Raw genomic sequence first — 17,665 nt, 5'->3', positions numbered from 1 at the left:
TCAGCTCTCCCCTGCAACCGGTTTGCTAACCGGCAACCGTACGGTAAAGATGCTACCCCTGCCCGGTTCACTCTCGACCTCAATGGTTCCGCCATGCTTTTTGATAATATCGTAGCTGATGGAAAGCCCCAGGCCGGCGCCTTTACCTACTTCCTTGGTGGTAAAAAACGGTTCAAAGATCCGGCGCCGCACCTCTTCAGTCATACCGCAGCCGGTATCACTGATTTTTACCAGCACAAAGGCACCATCTTCTTGAGTGCTGACCGTGATAGTACCGCGGGTTTGGCCCAGGGCATGGGCCGCATTGACCAGCAGATTCAGAAAGACCTGATGCAGTTGTTGCGGGAAGCAGGTGATCCTGGGAATTTCACCGAACACACGTTGCACATCAGCCACATATTTCAACTCATTCCAGGCGATGTTGATGGTGGTTTCCAGGATTTCATTCAGATCAACCAGTGCTGTTTCCGCCTGATCAACCCGCGAAAAGCTCTTCAGATCCTGCACAATCCTGCGTACCCGGCCTGCACCGTCCAGGCTTTCCGCAATCAGTTGATGGGCATCATCGAGAATGCGGTCTATCTTGAGATTCCTGCGAGCCTCCAGAACCGGGGTGGACAGACCGTCTGTACGACACTGCTGCATGGCCTGATCAACCACGGCAATATATTCTGATAATCTACTGACATATTTATCCAGCGATCCAAGATTGCTGGTAATAAAGCCCATCGGATTGTTGATCTCATGGGCCACCCCGGCAGCCAACTGGCCGATTGAAGCCATCTTTTCCTGCTGATAGATCTGGGACTGCGCCTCGCTCAGTTCGGTCATGGTCTGCTCGAGCTCATGGGTAATGGCCCGCAGTTCAGTGGTGTCGTTCAGGGAGATGACAAACCCGGTCAGCGTACCTTCTACCGGATCCTTGACCGGATAAACATCGATGTCATAGATGCGGGCAGAACGTTGATGTATCATCTCTCCGTTTTCAGCATCAAAGTGGATAAATTTGAAACCTGTTTCCTGCAGCAGCTCACGCCAGTCTTTACCAACCAGCTCCTTGAGATCCCTGCCGGTCATGTCAGCCAGTATCCGGTTATAGCGCCGGATCCGGTGTTCGGCATCGGTCAGGATGATAAAGTCATGCAGATGATCCAGCGTATATTCCCATTCATGTTTTGCCTGCTCCACCTGCTGGAACAGCTCCAGTGTCAGCTGCTCTGCTGCCTTTTTCTCGGTAATATCCTCTTGAACAGACAAATATCCGCTAATCTGGTCGTTTTTATCAAACAGAGGCGAGATCGATGCATTTACCCAGTACCTGCTGCCGTCCTTGCGCCTGTTGTAAAACTCTCCCCGCCATTGCTGACCATTGTTAATGGCCTGCCACAGCGCCTCATCCATTTCTTTGGTTACCTGATCGGTCTTAAGCAGGTTGATATTTTTTCCCAGCACCTCTTCTCTGGTGTAACCGGTTGCCTTGCAAAAAGCAGGGTTGACATACTCAATGGAGCCGTCAGTAGCGGTCATGATGACAATGCCGGCACTCTGTTCCACAGCCCTGGAAAGTTTGCGCGCCTTTGATTCAATCAGCAGCTGACCGGAAATATCCAGCCAGCTGCTGCGGATACCGTTCGGCCGTCCCTGCTGATCAACCACTTGGTGGCAGTAGTGCCGGAAGTAGCGGATTGAGCCATCCTTGATAATCATCTTGATATCAAGCCCATTATCTCCAAGAGAGCAACTCCCGGGTTGATGACCGTGCCAGAGTTCCTGATCATCAGGATGGATCATGACAACAATCAGATCAGGGTCGGCATAGAATTCTGCTGCCATGTAGCCGAATACATCGATACAGTTGGGAGAAATATAGCGGATATCACCGTTTTCAAGCCGCCAGATCGAGACCTCGGTCGTAAATTCGGTTACGATCCGGTAGACCTCTGCTGATTCCTCAAGGGCAGCGGTATCGTCATCCAGTTCATGCAACAGTTCATTAAACACCTTGCTGAGCTGTCCGATCTCGTCATGTGACGTTTCCGGCAGAAAGCGGTCATCACCCTGTTTTTGAGCAATATTCTTAAGATGTTCCGTCAGCCGCAACAAAGGCCGCACCATCGGCTGCATGCTGAACCAGACCGCCACCACAACCAGCCCCATGGAGACCACCAGTACCGCAATAAAGGCAAAACGGGCACGTTGCAGGGGGGCATAGGCCTCACTGAGTGGATAGTGGGCTGCCAGATACCAGGGGGCTTCCTTTAATCGTTTCATACTGGTCAGCCCGACAATGCCGCGAGAATTGATGTTTTCCCAGGTACCTTCCCGCCCCTTCAGGGCATCATCAAGTGCCTTGTTTTTTCCTGGAGCAACACTGGTAAGAATACGGGACACCTCAGGATGAATGATAAGGGTCCGCTGCTGGTTAAAAAGATAAAAATAGCCGCTACTGCCGATCGGTGCATCAATCAGGCCTTGTAAAATTCCTTTTTTGTACAGGCTGTGCCGCCCCACCAGCACACCTGTCAGCCGGTTCCGGGTATCCCGGACCGGTACGGAAAAGGCAATCACCGGTGGATTGGGTGGCAGTGAGAGCTGGTATGGTGCGCTGATTGCCGGCTTACCGGTTGCCAGAACACGCTGGTAGTATTCACGGTGACTGCGATCAAGCCCGATCCGTTCAGGGTGGTAGGGTATTTCGGCAACAATCCTGCCCTGTGGTGAAAGCAGTATCAGACCATGATCGAAAAACAGATGGGATTCATCATGATGCCCAAGTACCTGCTGGAGGTGTGCAGGGGCCTTTCTGTGCTGCTGTTGCAGATGCCCTGCCAGGTGTTGCAGGTAATTACGGGCAGATGCCAGATTTTCATCCAGCTGGACGGCAATATTGTTGACCATGGCGGTCTGGTTGGTGGCAATGGACTGCTGCAATTCCTGGCGGGCAAAAAAGTAGGTGACCCCTGACAGCGCCAACAAAAAAAACATGGCGGTCAGTGAAAGCAGAATGGTGGCTTTGCTGGTAATTGAAAGGTTGTTAAACCAGGCTGCCATGGTGGATTGACCTCCATGAAATATAGCCAAGTGTAACAGGGAATGGCTGGTTGGCAATTAAAGCGGGAATGAATTTTGTTTACGCACCTTTTTTTGCTGATACATCAGTTGATCGGCCTGTTTAACCGCCTCCAGCAGTTGCCCCGGTCCTGTGACATGGATCATGCCACAGGATAACGCAACCTGCGGATTTTCCGGCAATTCCGTAAACAGTTCAATCTGCCGTTGCAGACGGTTAAACTTGTTTCTTGCCATCTCTTCGGGGATACCTGGCAACAGCAGGGCAAATTCATCACCACCGATCCGGGCAACAATGTCATTGGTACGGAATGAGAGTGAGAGCAGTTCAGCTGCTGCCTTTAGCAAGCGGTCGCCGGCCTCATGCCCCTGGGTGTCGTTGACCTGTTTGAGACCATCCAGATCAGCCATGATCACTGCCAACGGGAACGGCCCTTCCTGGTCAAAACGTGAGAGATGATGTTCAAAGGCGGCCCGGTTATACAGTCCGGTCAGGCTGTCATGCAGACTGATGTAACGCAGCTGTTCTTCTGTCTGCTTGCGTGCCGTGATATCGCGGGCAACCACAACCGTAACCGGGGCGCCTGAAAGCCGGGCCTGCGAGTAGGCCAACTCAACCATCATCTGATGGCCATCCTGATGACGTCCGCTGATTTCAAGCATCAGCCCCCGCTCGGTACTCGTCTCAGCCTGATGCACAGCATCCACCAGACCGGGCAGGAAGGTCACCAGTGGCACACCGAGCACAGTGGACGAGTCTGCCCCGAAAAGCAGCTCTGCTGCCGGATTCCAGAAGCTGATACGATGATGAAGATCAGTCATGATGATCGCGTCGTGGGCTGTTTTTGCGATCAGGCGGAAACGCTCCTCATTTTCCTTCAGCGTCAACAGTGCAAGCTTGCGTTCCGTGATATCCCGATTGCTCCCCCGAATCCCCAGTAAAATTCCGTTGTCATCCAGGATCGAAACACAGCTGTGGCGCAACCAGCGCACCTGACCGGTTTTGGTAATAATCCTGAAGTCGATACTCTCATTATCAGGACTTTTTTCAATCTGGCAAAGATGATTATCCCAGAGATCGCGATCTTCCGGATGGATCATGGTGTAGGTAAGAGACGGATCAGCCATTAATTCATCAACCGAGTATCCGGTGATCTCTTCCGCAGCAGGCGAGATATACAGCATCGCTCCATCCGGTATCCGCCAGAAGATCCAGTCATGGGAAAAATCTGCGAGAAACTGGAACAGCTCCCGGCTGCTGCGCAGATCACGTTCGCGGGCCTGCAGTTGATACATCAGGCTGTTAAAGGCTGTGGCCAGTTCACTGATCTCATCATTGGACGCGATCTTTATCGGCTGATATTCGCTGTCCTGGTCAACCTGGGACACCCGGGTTGTCAGCATCTGCAATGGTGCCAGCAGATGCGAGGCAGCTGCAATGGTGAGGATGGCAAGCACAAGCAGGGCAGAACCGGTGCTGATCCATGCCAGACGCCGGGCAGTGTTAACAGCGGCAAAGGCCTCTTTAACAGGTATTTGGGCCGCCATAATCCAGTTGACCGTGCTGAGGCGTTTGAAGGCCGTCAACATTGCCACACCCTCGCTATTGCTGGTTTCCCCTGCTCCTTCAAAACCGGCCAGCGCCCTGTCATACAGCCTGTTGACTCCTGGTGCAGCAACCGGCTTCATCAGACGATTCTCATCAGGATGCATGATCATGGTGCGATCAAGGTCGCTCAGGTAAAAATAGCCGTTAGTGCCAATCCTGGTGGTGGCCAGCCTGCCTAGCAGATTGGGTCGCAGCAAATTGATGCTCCCTCCCACAATCGCCAGGGGTGTGCCATCCTTGTCAAGTACCGGGGCAGTAAACATCACAACCGGTGGCCGGTGACTGAGCTGACTCTGAAACGGTTTGGAAATGGTCGGAAGCCAATTTTTACGGGTCTGGATGATATACTCACGGAAGGAAAAATCAGTACCTGTGCGACTGGGGCGTTTAGCTGTCTCAGCCACCAGCACCCCTCGGGGAGAGAAAACCACCACATTGTTATCAAATATTTCCAGAATACCTTGCCGGCTGTCAAGGTACTGTTCCAGCAGTTGCGAGTTGTTCAAGGCCTGACGCGGGATGCTTTTTGAAAACGAGACAATGGTTTTCTGGTAGGAGGCGAACTGATCATCCAGCTTCTGGGCCATCAGGGAGACGAGCGTCAGTTGTTGTTTTTCAAGATCAAGCTGAAAAGAATGCTGGATATACGATGATACAAAAATGGTTGTCAGAAAGCCAAGCGCTGCCAGGATCGGTAAGATCGCCAACAGCAATTTAAGCTTTATGGAGAGACGATGGCGTTGCATGGTTTCCTGGGGATCAGGCCAGCTTAAACTGAGCCATCAGGCGTTTCAGCTCATCCCGTAGCTGTGACAAGCTGTCAAATACCGCAGTACCATAAATTGAGAATTCAAATAACCTATCGATATCACGTACCAAAGAAAGCATGATGGACCTCCGCAAAAATAGAGAAAATATAGTAGGTACGCTAGTCTGCGGCTCCGGTCAGGTGCTTGGTGTTACCGGCAGCTCAATGAAAAAGGTGGTCATACCGCCTGAACAGCGAAAATAGACTTTTCCCTTTAGGTAACGCTCACCAAACAACTTCATGCTGTAGGTACCCAATCCCCTTCCCTTTTTATCCTTGGTACTGAAAGAACGTTTAAAAAGTTGCAGCTGGACATCGAAACTCATCTCACCAGGATTCGTCACAAGTATTTGAACCAGACCACTGGAGCAATAAGCCCGAATGGTTACTGTATCACCACGCTTGCTGGCTTCCAGTGCATTTAATACCATATTGCCGACAATCCGGCGCAGCAAGGGACGATCAGTTACCAAGGTGCAGTCAACCGGCAGTTCAAGCTCCAATCTCCGGTCCGGCACCCGTTCATGATGTTCATAGAGGCGCCGGACATCATGCAAGAGCTCCGCTAGGTCCACTGTTTCAAACGTTGGTTGATACGCTCCCCGCTCAGCATCCAGTAGTCGTCGTTGATGGTTGATTTCTTCAATCAGGTTATCAGCCAGATTGACCATCCAGCCTTTATATTCATTCTCAGCAGCCGGCGTGGTCCCTTCATGCAGCAGCGCGGCCAACCCCCGTATTCCACCGGCGCTGTTAAGTATATCATGAAAAAAGACCCGTTCCATGACATGGCGACGTTTTTCAGAACTGATATCACGCAGGGCCAGTACCGTAAACAGCTCCCCTTCAATGGTCACCGGGGTCGCCAGTACATCCAGATCAAGCGCTGTACAGCCATCCTTGTCCAGCATTAACTGGCACTCACCCTGCTGCGGCAGACCACTGTTCTGACAGGCCATGATGGCAAGTACGGCACCACAAACAGCGCAATGTTTTGCTGTGCCGCAACCATCCGGACCTTCGTGGGCATGGGTACAACCAACCGCCTCACCTGGACGTAACCCCAGTAGCGATTCCGGATCGGTAACCCCAAAGGTCATCAGCAAGCGTTGGTTTACCGCCACAATCTGGCGCTGTTCATTCAGCACCAGCAGAAAATCAGGCATGGCGTTCAAAAGAGATGAAATCAGTTCACTATTGACAACCTTAGCGGTTTCCAGCAACAAGGCTTCATGGGACACTCTACCTGCAGGAGCAAACCAGCTATCCGGTTCTTGATTCATTTCATGCATAACCTAAATTCTCCCAGTCAACTATTAAATAAAGCAATTTCAGGATTCACTAAACAGTTTAAGGTAATTCATTGCTAAACAGCAAGACTGGGAAGAGAGAACGGGTAGCGTCTTGGGTGTAAAAAAGCCCCGAAGGGTCTTCGAGGCTCATAAATCATAAACGGTGGGAATCATCAGAGTACGGCACGAATAGCAAGTAATTCCTGTCGGACCATTCTGAGGATAGCCTGCAGATCGTGGGAGGAATCTGCAGGAACTGCCTGTTTGGCTGAAGCGGTCTTACGCGGGGAAAACTTTTTACGAACACCTTCAATGGTATACTTTTCCTGATAGAGCAGCTGTTTGATCTGCTGCACCATCTCGATATCCTGCCTGGTATAGAGACGTTGTCCGGCAGAGCTTTTTTCAGGGTTCAGAAAAGGAAACTCGGTTTCCCAGTATCTGAGCACCGATGTCTTGATATCGGCAAGACGAGCAACTTCACCAATCTTGAAGTAGGTTTTGTCCGGAATTACTGGCTGCATACCCTACTTACCCAGACCGGCGTTATTCTTCGTCGTTGATGCCGCTTTTCAAGACCTGGCTGGGTTTGAAGGTGAGGATACGGCGTGCAGAGATGGTAATCGCATCTCCGGTCTGCGGGTTACGGCCACGACGGTCGGCCTTCTGTTTGACAACAAAGTTACCAAAACCGGCGATCTTGATCTTTTCACCGGATTCCAGAGTATTTTTCATGATACCAAAAACCATCTCCACCATTTCGGCAGACTCCTTCTTGGAGAGACCGATCTTTTGATGAATACGTTCAACAATATCTGCTTTTGTCATAAAAAACCCCTCTTATATAGAACAGTTAACTCTGCAATGGATAAATAGCGGCAAGGAAAGGTTTATAACATAGGGGCAGTGATGCTGCAACCCTTTTTTCAGCTAATTGCGTGATATTGTGCTGTATCTGTCGGATACACCGGCCATATGCTAACAGAAGCTGATACACCGATATCGTAACCGCTTTCCACGCCCGAATCTGGCGACAACTGTTTACAATCAAAACCCCTGCCACAGCATTGCCGGACAGGGGTTTTGACTTACACAAACACCGCTTGCTGATGCAGATCAGCTCAGCAGCATGCTACTTGTAGCCTTCCATCTCGTCAAACTGCAGATAACGATAGATCTTCTCCTTGTTAGGAGCAACCTTCTCGTTGTAGATGGCCAGGAACTCTGCCGGAGTAGGCAGCTTGCCCAGCTTGGCAGCAACAGCGCCCAGTTCGGCGGAGCCCAGGAATACCTTGGCGCCATTACCGATACGGTCGTCGAAGTTACGGGTGGAGGTGGAGAACATATTGACACCATCCGGTACCCGTGCCTGGTTACCCATGCAGAGTGAGCAGCCGGCGATCTCGATCCGCGCACCAAAGGCACTGTAGATGGAGAACACTGCCTCGTCCTTCAGCAGGTCGCTGTCCATGCGGGTCGGCGGGGTGATCCAGGTGCGGACGTTCGGGTTGAACTTCTCGCCTTTCCAGATCTCGGCAGCAGCGCGGAAGTGACCGATGTTGGTCATACAGGAACCGATGAAGACGTCCTGGATCGGAGTGCCGGCAACTTCGGACAGCAGCTTGACATCATCCGGGTCATTGGGGCAGGCCAGGATCGGCTCGGTGATCTCAGCCAGATCGATCTCGATCACGGCAGCGTACTCGGCATTCTTGTCAGCCTCAAGCAGTTGCGGATTCTTCAGCCACTCGTTCACGGCATCGATCCGGTTCTGCAGGGTCTGAGGATCCTGGTAGCCGTCGGCAATCATCTTCTTCATCAGGGCCACGTTGGAGCGCAGATAGGTGGCCACTGACTCCTTGGAGAGCTGGATGCAACCGGCAGCAGCAGAACGCTCGGCAGCAGCATCGGTCAGCTCGAAGCCCTGCTCAACGGTCAGTTCCGGCAGGCCTTCCATTTCCAGGATACGGCCGTTGAAGATGTTGACCTTGTTTTTCTTGGGCACCGTCAGCAGGCCCTGCTTGATGGCCCAGTACGGGATGGCGTTCACCGCGTCACGCAGGGTGATGCCGGGGTTGAACTTACCCTTGAAGCGCACCAGAACTGACTCAGGCATATCCAGCGGCATGAAGCCCATGGCACCGGCAAAGGCCACCAGACCGGAACCGGCCGGGAAGGAGATGCCGATCGGGAAGCGGGTGTGGGAGTCGCCGCCAGTACCAACGGTGTCAGGCAGCAGCAGACGGTTCAGCCAGGAGTGGATAACGCCGTCGCCCGGCTTGAGGGCAACACCGCCACGCTCTGCGATGAAGGCAGGCAGGGTCTTGTGCATCTTCACGTCAGCCGGCTTCGGATAGGCAGCGGTGTGACAGAAGGACTGCATGAACATTGGGGACAGGAACTTCAGACAGGCCAGCTCCTTCAGTTCGTCAGCAGTCATCGGGCCGGTGGTGTCTTGGGAACCAACGGTGGTCATCTTGGGCTCGCAGGCAGTGCCGGGCAGGATGCCGGCAACGCCGCAGGCCTTGCCAACCATCTTCTGGGCCAGTGAGTAGCCCTGATCAGCCTTTGCAACCGGGTTAACCGGCAGGGTGAAGACATCGGTCTCGCCCATGCCCAGCGCCTTGCGGGCCTTCTCGGTCACGGCGCGGCCAATGATCAGGGGAATACGGCCACCAGCGCGGAACTCGTCAGCAATGGTGTTGGGAGCAAGCTTGAAGGTGGAGATAACTTCACCGGCTGCATTGCTGATCTCGCCCTTAACGGTGTTGATAGTGATCACGTCACCGTCGTTCATCTTGGTTACGTCGGCCTTGATCGGCAGTGCACCGGAATCCTGGGCGGTGTTGAAGAAGATCGGGGCGATAACGCCACCAATGATCACACCGGCAGTCTTCTTGTTGGGAACACAGGGGATATCCTGACCCATGTGCCACAGCACGGAGTTGCAGGCGGACTTACGGGAAGAACCGGTACCAACAACATCGCCCACAAAGGCAACCTGATTGCCGGCAGCACGCCAGTCAGCGATGTCCTTCAGACGGTTGGGGAAACGGGTCTTGCCCATTGCCAGGGCATGCAGTGGGATATCGGGACGGCTCCAGGCGTCACCGGCAGGTGAGAAGTCGTCGGTGTTGATCTCACCTTCAACCTTGAATACCTTGACCTTGATGGTCTCAGGTACGCCGGGCTTGTTGGTGAACCACTCTGCATTTGCCCAGGAGGTCAGCACCTTCTTGGCAGCAGCATTGGAGGCAGACAGGGCAACAACCTGATCAAAACCATCATATACCAGGGTCATGCCGGACAGTGCGCAGGCAGCTTCTTCAGCAAGCTCGGCATCTTTCAGGGCATCAACCAGGGGATTAACGTTATAGCCACCCATCATGGTACCCAGGATACGGACTGCATCAACCTTGGAAACCAGAGGAGACTTTTTGCTACCATTCAGGATACCGGCCAGGAACTCTGCCTTTACTTTGGCAGCAGGGTCAACGCCCGGGGAAACGCGCTCTTTCAGCAGATTAAGCAGAAATGCTTCCTTGCCTGCAGGGGGGGCTTCCAGCAGTTTACACAGTTCAGCGGTTTGCTCGGGGCTCAGCGGCAGCGCAGGAATCCCTTGTGCTGCACGCTCGGCTTCATGGGCCAGATATGCTTCGATCATTCGTACATCCTCCTTGTTTTGATAGGTACTTAGCGTACATATGGGTCGAAATAAAGTGTATAGTGTATACAATTTCTCTTGAAGGTTGTCAACGATTCAACAGAGCCTGTATGACAATGCCAACTCCCCTGCTTGCGCTGCCCTGATTTTACTGGCAGACTGCTCAACCAGACGGCTCACCCGCGGAGGTTTCATGAAACGGATACTGCTGCCACACCTGATCTGCCCGGCCTGCCTGCCCAAGGAATATCCTTTACGAGCGAGTATCACCAAGGAGCTTGACGACGAAATCGAGACCGGCCTCTTGACCTGTCCCGGCTGCAAACAGGGGTTTCCGGTTCAGGACGGTATTGCCAACCTGGTATCCAACCCGGACAGTGCCACAAGCGGCGGCCAATGGCGTTATGAAGAACAGGAGATGACTGCCCGCTACCTCTGGAGCCAGTATGGTGACCTGCTGGGGGAACAGACCGGGGATACTGGTGAAAGCGGCTGGGCCGGATTACTGGTGCAGAACGGTGCTGCAGCCTTTGAGGCAGGCTGCGCAGTGGGCAGGCTTACCTTTGAGATGGCGAATCGATTCGAGTTCAGTGTCGGCTGCGACCTATCCAGCAGCTTTATCAAGACCGCCCGACGCCTGGCCCGCAACAGCAGGCTCAGCTTCTCACTCCCGTTGGAAGGCAAACTGACTGAGTCCTTTAACCTGCAACTGCCTGCCAGCTGGCAGACCGGCAACGCTGAGTTCATTGTGGCTGATGCCCTGCGCCTGCCTTTTGCCGCCAACAGCTTTGATCAGGTGGTCTCACTGAACCTGCTGGACCGGGTCAGCTATCCCTTGGCACACCTGTATGAGATGAACCGTGTGGCTGGCAATCAAAACAGCTCCTTCCTGTTTGCCGACCCGTTTTCCTGGTCAACCAGTGCTGCACCGGAAGAACGCTGGTTGGGTGGCACCAGCACCGGCCCCTACCCTGGCCGCGGCCTGGATAATGTCCGCGCCTTGCTGGAAGGAAAGAGCAAGGTGTTGTTGCCGGCCTGGAAAATTACCCGGTCCGGCTCACGTGCCTGGCGGATGCGTACCCACCGCAACCACTATGAAGTCATCAACAGCGATTACCTGATGGCAACCCGATGACAGCAGATCATTCAACTGTGCATTTCCAGTTTTTTACACCTGCCAAAACAGACTTAACATGCGATATATATTAAGCATATCTCCAAACATACACCACAGTTGTAAAGAAATTTTACACCGAGCTATCTGATCAAGATAATTGATAATTGACTGTTTTCACCAGACTGTGCCAAGAAACTTTCAAAATCACTCAACTATGCCAATTTACTACCGCATTCATCCAGTCCGCAAAGCAGCCGGATGCCTCCCTCACCCCACTGCCACCGCTGCATAGGCCACCACCTCGCGTTCATCACCGGTGACCTGGCCGCTGTTGGTATAGGCCACCAGCTCCGCAGCCATTGCCCCCAGGGCCTTGGCAGCCACCAACATGACTGCTGCCGGGATCACCCCGCACATGGAGATCCGCTCTGAGCGGCAGACCTCCACCAGCCCCTTTGCATCAAGGGCCAGAACCCGTTCCAGGGCCAGACCGTCCTTGCGCCTGGCAGTTACGGCAGATTCGTAATGGGTCATATCTGAACTGGCCAGAATCAGGACCTCTTCTCCAAAATCACGGATTGCCGCAGCCAGGCCGTTACCCAGCAGCTCACAACCGGCATAGTCGCCGAAGGCCAGACAGAGCGGCACTATGGCAAGATCGGGACAAAGGTACTGCAGAAAGGGAACCTGTACTTCAAGGGAGTGTTCATGGCGGTGGGCGCTGCTGTCTTGTACTACCTGAGGGACATGCTGCTGAATCAGGCCTGCCAGGCGTTTTTCGATCGGCACCACCCCCAGCGGTGTCTGCCAGCCATCTTCCGGTGATAATGCTGCCAGTGCACCGGTACCATGATGATTGGGGCCAAGGATTATCACCGTGCGGGGCAGTTCAATACCGGCCAGCAGCTGCCCGGCTGCGCTGCCGGAGTAGAGGTAACCGGCATGGGGTGAGATGACGCCGATGGCCTTCTTTCTGGTCCTAACCGCCGGCAACAGGATCTGTAACTCGCGGATAAGCGCTGTCTGACTACCGGGATAGAACTGTCCTGCCACTGCTGCTTGCCTGATCATGACTCACCTCGCTGTTCCCCTCCCAAAGGCAGTTCTTCCTGAACCTCAAAGATCGGTACTTCATCCAGAGACTGGATCTCACGCAGGGTGGGCAGCCCTTTCAGATCCTTCAGGTTAAAGACCTCAAGAAACTCCCGGGTGGTGCCATAGATAATCGGTCGGCCAGGAATATCCTTTTTTCCCAGTATCTTAACCAGCCTTTTTTCAAGCAATGTTTTAAGTACAGCACCGGTGTCAACCCCACGCAGATATTCGATCTCCTGGCGGGTAATCGGCTGACGGTAGGCAACAATGGCCAGCGTCTCAAGGGCTGACTGGGAAAAACGGGCCGGTCTGCCCTTAACCATCCGTGAAAGATAGGGCATCAATTCCGGCACGGTACGCAGTTGCCAGCCCCCAGCCACTTCCACCAGGTGCACCCCAGAGCCGCGTTGCTCATAGTCATCGCGCAGCTCCTGAACAGCCAGACGGACCGAGGCACGCTCATAGTCAGGCAGCAGTTCAGTCAGGCGGTCCAGGCTCATCGGGCCGTCGGACACAAACAGCAGTCCTTCAATTATGGCATTAAGTGAAGGGAAGTGCATCAACTACTCCGTTATCATCTGTCACAGGCACCGAGGGGAAGATATAGATTGTGCCATAGCGACTGTTTTGTATGACTTTCACTAGTTTAATCCGACATAATTCAAGCAGGGCAAGAAAGGTAACAATCATCCGCTCCTTACTCATATCCTCCTGAAACAGCGACTCAAACTCCATTGAATCCTGACCATCCAGCCTGGTCAGGATCTCATTGATGGCATCGACAATACTGAGGGTATCCTGTCCAGCCACCTCGTGGGCACGGGCCATCGGTATCTTGGCCAGCAGCCGGTTAAACGCCTCTGACAGCTCAAAAAGGTCCAGCTCAAACGGACCGTCGTCTCCTGCAAACCCTTCCAGACAGCAGCCATCGGCACAGGGACGGACAAAGACCTCACGCCCCAGCAGTTCCCGTGCGCCAAGCTCCAATCCGGCATCGCGGTAGCGCTGGTATTCAATCAGCCGCCGCACCAGTTCAGCTCGTGGATCTTCCTGCTCTTCCCCCTCTCCTTCTTCCGGGTCAGGTAACGGCAGCAACATGCGGGACTTGATCTGCAACAGGGTCGAGGCCATGACCAGGAAATCACCGGCCAGGTCCAGATTCAGCTCTTTCATCAATTTAAGGTAATCAAGATACTGGCGGGTGATCAAGGCAATCGGGATGTCGTAGATATCCACCTCGTTCTTGCGAATCAGGTGGAGTAACAGATCAAGGGGGCCTTCAAAGGCATCCAGCTTGATGCTGTAGCCCTGCTCAGCCCCCTCGAAGAGTGATGTCGGAGATGTTTCAGCCGCTTGCGGCATGGTTATACCCGTAGTGCAGCCCGTACTTCCTGCATGGTCTGGCTGGCCACCTGCGCAGCCTTGCGACTGCCTTCTGCCAGCAGATCATCCACAAATGAGGCGTCCTGAGCTATTTCTTCACGACGCGCCCTGAAGGGGGCCAGGCGCTCATTCAGATACTGGGTAAGGATCTTCTTACAGTCTACACAGCCGATTTCAGCATTTTTACAGGCTGGCATGATTTCATCCTGCTTGTCCTGCGGCACATAAATCCGATGCAGGTTGAACGCCACGCACTGTTCGGGATCACCGGGATCAGCACGGCGAACACGCTGAGTATCGGTCACCATCCCCTTGATCTTGGCAGCGGTTTCTTCTGCTGTTTCAGACAAGTAGATCGAGTTGTTGTAGGATTTGCTCATCTTGCGCCCGTCAAGACCAAGCAGCTTGGGGGTCTCGGTCAACAGCGCCTCAGGCTCGGGAAAAACCTGACAATCATAGAGATGGTTGAAGCGCCGGGCGATCTCGCGGGTGATCTCAAGGTGCGGCAACTGATCATGACCGACCGGTACACGGGTGGACTTATAGAGGATGATATCGGCAGCCATTAGAACCGGGTACCCCAGAAAACCAAAGGTGGAAAGGTCACGCTGCTCAATATTGTCCAGCATCTCCTTATAGGTCGGGTTACGCTCAAGCCAGGAGACCGGAGTAATCATTCCCAGGATCAGGTTTAGCTCGGCATGCTGGGCCACCTGACTCTGTTCAAAAACTATGCACTTTGACGGATCAAGCCCGAACGCAACCCAATCCAGCACCATCTCACGGGCAGAGCCTTTAATTCCCGAGGTCTCGGCATACTCTGTGGTGAGCGAGTGCCAGTCGGCAACAAAGAAAAAACAGTCAAACTGTTCCTGAATCTTGATCCAGTTTTCCAGCACCCCATGATAATGACCGATATGCAGACGTCCGGTAGGACGCATACCACTGACAACACGTTGTTTTTGCATCTTAAGTAGCACCTTTTCGTTAATTACATGACCTTGAAGCTTGCAACCTTGAGTACCAGCAGACTGTGCGGACCTGCCAGCAGCTGAATGCCGGCCATCAGCAATGGCAGCAGCAGGTAGCGAAAAACTGGTGTAAAAAACACGAGCACAATAATCAGGATCATGCCATAGGGTTCAATCCGTGCCAAGGCAGCTGACTGACGATACGGTAGCAGCCCCATCAGCACATGACCTCCATCCAGAGGTGGAATTGGTATCAGGTTAAAAAATGCGAGCAGCAGGTTGATATAGATAGAAAAAGCCACCATGTAAATGAGCGGCTGCAGTATGAAGTTAATCTCAACACCACTGCCGGGAGGGACCATCAGGATAAGCCGCAACAGCCCTGCCGAAACTATGGCCAGCAGAATATTGGTGACCGGCCCGGCAATAGAAACCCAGACCATATCTTTCTTGGGATTACGCAGGTTCTCAATCACCACCGGCACCGGCTTGGCCCAACCGATGCCCACAATTACCAGCATCAATGTTCCAAAGATATCGATATGTTTCAGTGGATTGAGGGTCAACCGTCCCAGCATGCGGGCTGTTGGATCTCCATAGCGCCAGGCAATGTAACCATGAGCAACCTCATGGCAGGTTATTGCCAGCAAGCCGGGAACCAGCATTATTGACAGTTTGAACAGAATATTTTCAATCATGGATTTTTCCTGTCATCATTAAAACATACTTTCTAACAGATGCGCCAGATGAAGTCAATCAAGCCCCGACAGGAAAAGAAAAGGGCGGGATTGCTCCCGCCCTTCCGGTCATCAGATACACAACACCGATTAGATGTCGTAGTACAGAGCAAACTCAAGTGGAACCGGGCGCATACGAACCGGGTTAACTTCAGCTTCAGTCTTGTACTCAATCCACTTCTCGATAACGTCAGACGTAAAGACGTCACCTTTCAGCAGGAACTCATGATCAGCCTCAAGACACTTGAGGGCCTCTTCCAGGCTGCCCGGAGCTGACGGGATGTCTTTCAGCTCTTCTGGTGACAGACCGTAGATATCCTTGTCCAGAGGCTGGCCCGGATCGATCTTGTTCTCAATACCGTCAAGACCTGCCATCAGCATGGCAGCAAAGGCAAGGTAGCCGTTGGCAGACGGATCGGGAGTACGGTACTCAATCCGCTTTGCCTTGGGGTTGGTTGAAAACATCGGGATACGCAGCGAAGCGGAACGGTTACGGCTGGAATAAGCCATGTTCACAGGTGCTTCGAAGCCCGGAACCAGACGCTTGTAGGAGTTGGTGGTCGGGTTGGTGAATGCGCAAAGGGCCTTGGCGTGCTTGATAATGCCACCGATATACCAGAGGGCGATCTGTGACAGCCCGCCGTATTTGTCACCGGCAAACAGGTTCTGACCATCTTTCCAGATGGACTGGTGGCAGTGCATACCGGAACCGTTATCGCCGTACAGTGGCTTGGGCATGAAGGTAACGGTCTTGCCGTTGCGATTGGCAACGTTCTTTATGACATACTTAAACCACTGCAGGTCGTCAGCCATGGCAACCAGAGAGTTGAAGCGCATATCGATCTCGGCCTGACCACCGGTTGCAACTTCATGGTGTTGACACTCAACGCGGATACCAACCTTCTGAAGCTCCATGACCATTTCATTCCGCAGGTCATTCTGGGAGTCAGTCGGAGCTACCGGGAAATAGCCTTCTTTGTGGCGTGGTTTGTAGCCCAGGTTAGGGAACTCTTCACGACCGGTATTCCAGGTACCTTCAACGGAGTCAACCATGTAGAAAGACTGGTTAGAAGAAGAGTCGTAACGTACTTCATCAAAGATGAAGAACTCTGCTTCAGGGCCAAAATAAGCGGTATCACCAATGCCGGTTGACTTCAGATAGGCCTCAGCCTTACGTGCAATATTCCGTGGGTCACGGCTGTAATCTTCCTTGGTAATAGGATCAAAGATGTTACAGATCAGCGACAGTGTAGGAATAGCGGTAAACGGGTCCATCTTTGCAGTAGCAGGGTCCGGCAGAATGATCATGTCGGAGGCATGAATCGGCTGCCAACCACGGATAGAAGAACCATCAAAACCCTGGCCCTCTTCAAAGGTGTCTTCGCCAAATTCGCTCATGGGCACCGTAAAGTGCTGCCAAATACCTACAAAATCCATAAACTTAAAATCGACCATCAGTGCGCCATTTTCTTTGGCAAACTCAACTACCTGCTTCGGTGTCATCAAACTTCTCCTTTCACTTGAATAATGAAGCTACAGTGCATCTTCTCCGGTTTCACCGGTTCTGATTCTTACAACGGCCTCAACCGGTGTCACAAAAATTTTACCATCACCTATCCTGCCGGTTTTTGCAGCCTTTTCAATGGCTTCAACTACTTTAGGCAGGATAACATCACTGACAATGATCTCAAGTTTAATCTTTGGGATAAAATCAACAACGTATTCAGCTCCACGGTAAAGTTCAGTATGGCCTTTCTGGCGCCCGAACCCTTTTACCTCGCTGATAGTGATCCCTTGGATACCTATCTCGTTCAGCGCCTCTTTAACTTCATCCAGCTTGAACGGCTTGATGATTGCTTCGACTTTTTTCACAGTCACCCTCCCTTCTCAGCAGTAGCTTTCAGACTTTTTAAATTATGC

15 protein-coding genes are annotated in these 17,665 nt (G+C 52.8%); 1 reads left to right on the top strand and 14 read right to left on the bottom strand.

Annotated features, from left to right (window positions below):
* The 7 genes from FY034_RS08420 to acnB all read right to left on the bottom strand — a co-directional run bounded on the left by FY034_RS08420 (window position 1) and on the right by acnB (window position 10,442).
* Window positions 1-3,051 carry a PAS domain S-box protein gene (locus FY034_RS08420; protein ID WP_265555158.1) on the bottom strand — a complete coding sequence of 1,017 codons (3,051 nt, stop codon included), beginning with the start codon at window positions 3,049-3,051 and terminating at the stop codon, window positions 1-3.
* 57 nt (window positions 3,052-3,108) lie between these two features.
* Window positions 3,109-5,424: a PAS domain S-box protein gene (locus tag FY034_RS08415; protein ID WP_265555157.1), complete on the bottom strand. Its 2,316-nt coding sequence runs from the start codon at window positions 5,422-5,424 to the stop codon at window positions 3,109-3,111.
* Between the two features lie 13 nt (window positions 5,425-5,437).
* The gene (locus FY034_RS08410) at window positions 5,438-5,566 is read right to left on the bottom strand and encodes a hypothetical protein (protein WP_265555155.1); all 129 of its coding nucleotides are present in this window, start codon (window positions 5,564-5,566) and stop codon (window positions 5,438-5,440) included.
* A 57-nt stretch (window positions 5,567-5,623) separates the two neighbouring features.
* Window positions 5,624-6,778, bottom strand: a complete 1,155-nt coding sequence (locus FY034_RS08405; RefSeq protein WP_265555153.1) for an ATP-binding protein — start codon at window positions 6,776-6,778, stop codon at window positions 5,624-5,626.
* Window positions 6,779-6,951: 173 nt separating this feature from the next.
* On the bottom strand, window positions 6,952-7,302 hold the full coding sequence (locus FY034_RS08400) for a MerR family transcriptional regulator (protein ID WP_265555152.1): 351 nt from the start codon (window positions 7,300-7,302) through the stop codon (window positions 6,952-6,954).
* Window positions 7,303-7,324: 22 nt separating this feature from the next.
* On the bottom strand, window positions 7,325-7,606 hold the full coding sequence (locus FY034_RS08395) for an integration host factor subunit alpha (protein WP_012469943.1): 282 nt from the start codon (window positions 7,604-7,606) through the stop codon (window positions 7,325-7,327).
* Window positions 7,607-7,910: 304 nt separating this feature from the next.
* On the bottom strand, window positions 7,911-10,442 hold the full coding sequence (gene acnB / locus FY034_RS08390; protein ID WP_265555150.1) for a bifunctional aconitate hydratase 2/2-methylisocitrate dehydratase: 2,532 nt from the start codon (window positions 10,440-10,442) through the stop codon (window positions 7,911-7,913).
* 193 nt (window positions 10,443-10,635) lie between these two features.
* Here acnB and FY034_RS08385 point away from each other — a divergent pair, with 193 nt between their 5' ends.
* Window positions 10,636-11,577 (top strand): class I SAM-dependent methyltransferase, encoded by a 942-nt coding sequence (locus tag FY034_RS08385; RefSeq protein ID WP_265555149.1) that lies wholly within the window; start codon window positions 10,636-10,638, stop codon window positions 11,575-11,577.
* A gap of 249 nt (window positions 11,578-11,826) precedes the next feature.
* Here FY034_RS08385 and amrB read toward each other — a convergent pair whose 3' ends face one another.
* The 7 genes from amrB to FY034_RS08350 all read right to left on the bottom strand — a co-directional run bounded on the left by amrB (window position 11,827) and on the right by FY034_RS08350 (window position 17,617).
* Window positions 11,827-12,630 (bottom strand): AmmeMemoRadiSam system protein B, encoded by an 804-nt coding sequence (gene amrB / locus FY034_RS08380; RefSeq protein ID WP_265555147.1) that lies wholly within the window; start codon window positions 12,628-12,630, stop codon window positions 11,827-11,829.
* Window positions 12,627-13,214 carry an SMC-Scp complex subunit ScpB gene (gene scpB, locus FY034_RS08375; RefSeq protein ID WP_265555145.1) on the bottom strand — a complete coding sequence of 196 codons (588 nt, stop codon included), beginning with the start codon at window positions 13,212-13,214 and terminating at the stop codon, window positions 12,627-12,629. The genes amrB and scpB overlap by 4 nt, the downstream gene beginning before the upstream one ends.
* Complete coding sequence (locus tag FY034_RS08370; RefSeq protein WP_265555142.1) at window positions 13,195-14,016, bottom strand: segregation and condensation protein A; 822 nt, start codon at window positions 14,014-14,016, stop codon at window positions 13,195-13,197. The genes scpB and FY034_RS08370 overlap by 20 nt, the downstream gene beginning before the upstream one ends.
* 2 nt (window positions 14,017-14,018) lie before the next feature.
* Window positions 14,019-15,005, bottom strand: coding sequence for a tryptophan--tRNA ligase (gene trpS / locus FY034_RS08365; protein WP_265555140.1), 987 nt, complete (start codon window positions 15,003-15,005; stop codon window positions 14,019-14,021).
* 23 nt (window positions 15,006-15,028) lie between these two features.
* Complete coding sequence (locus FY034_RS08360) at window positions 15,029-15,706, bottom strand: site-2 protease family protein (protein WP_265555138.1); 678 nt, start codon at window positions 15,704-15,706, stop codon at window positions 15,029-15,031.
* Between the two features lie 129 nt (window positions 15,707-15,835).
* Window positions 15,836-17,248, bottom strand: coding sequence for a type I glutamate--ammonia ligase (gene glnA / locus FY034_RS08355; protein WP_265555136.1), 1,413 nt, complete (start codon window positions 17,246-17,248; stop codon window positions 15,836-15,838).
* Between the two features lie 30 nt (window positions 17,249-17,278).
* Window positions 17,279-17,617 carry a P-II family nitrogen regulator gene (locus FY034_RS08350; protein ID WP_012469934.1) on the bottom strand — a complete coding sequence of 113 codons (339 nt, stop codon included), beginning with the start codon at window positions 17,615-17,617 and terminating at the stop codon, window positions 17,279-17,281.
* Window positions 17,618-17,665 lie beyond the last annotated feature (48 nt).

Origin of the sequence: Trichlorobacter lovleyi (genome assembly GCF_015239775.1) — a bacterium.
Lineage (GTDB): Bacteria > Desulfobacterota > Desulfuromonadia > Geobacterales > Pseudopelobacteraceae > Trichlorobacter > Trichlorobacter lovleyi_B.
Note: the sequence above shows the minus strand (reverse complement) of the source record. Positions and strands in the feature narration are given on the sequence as shown.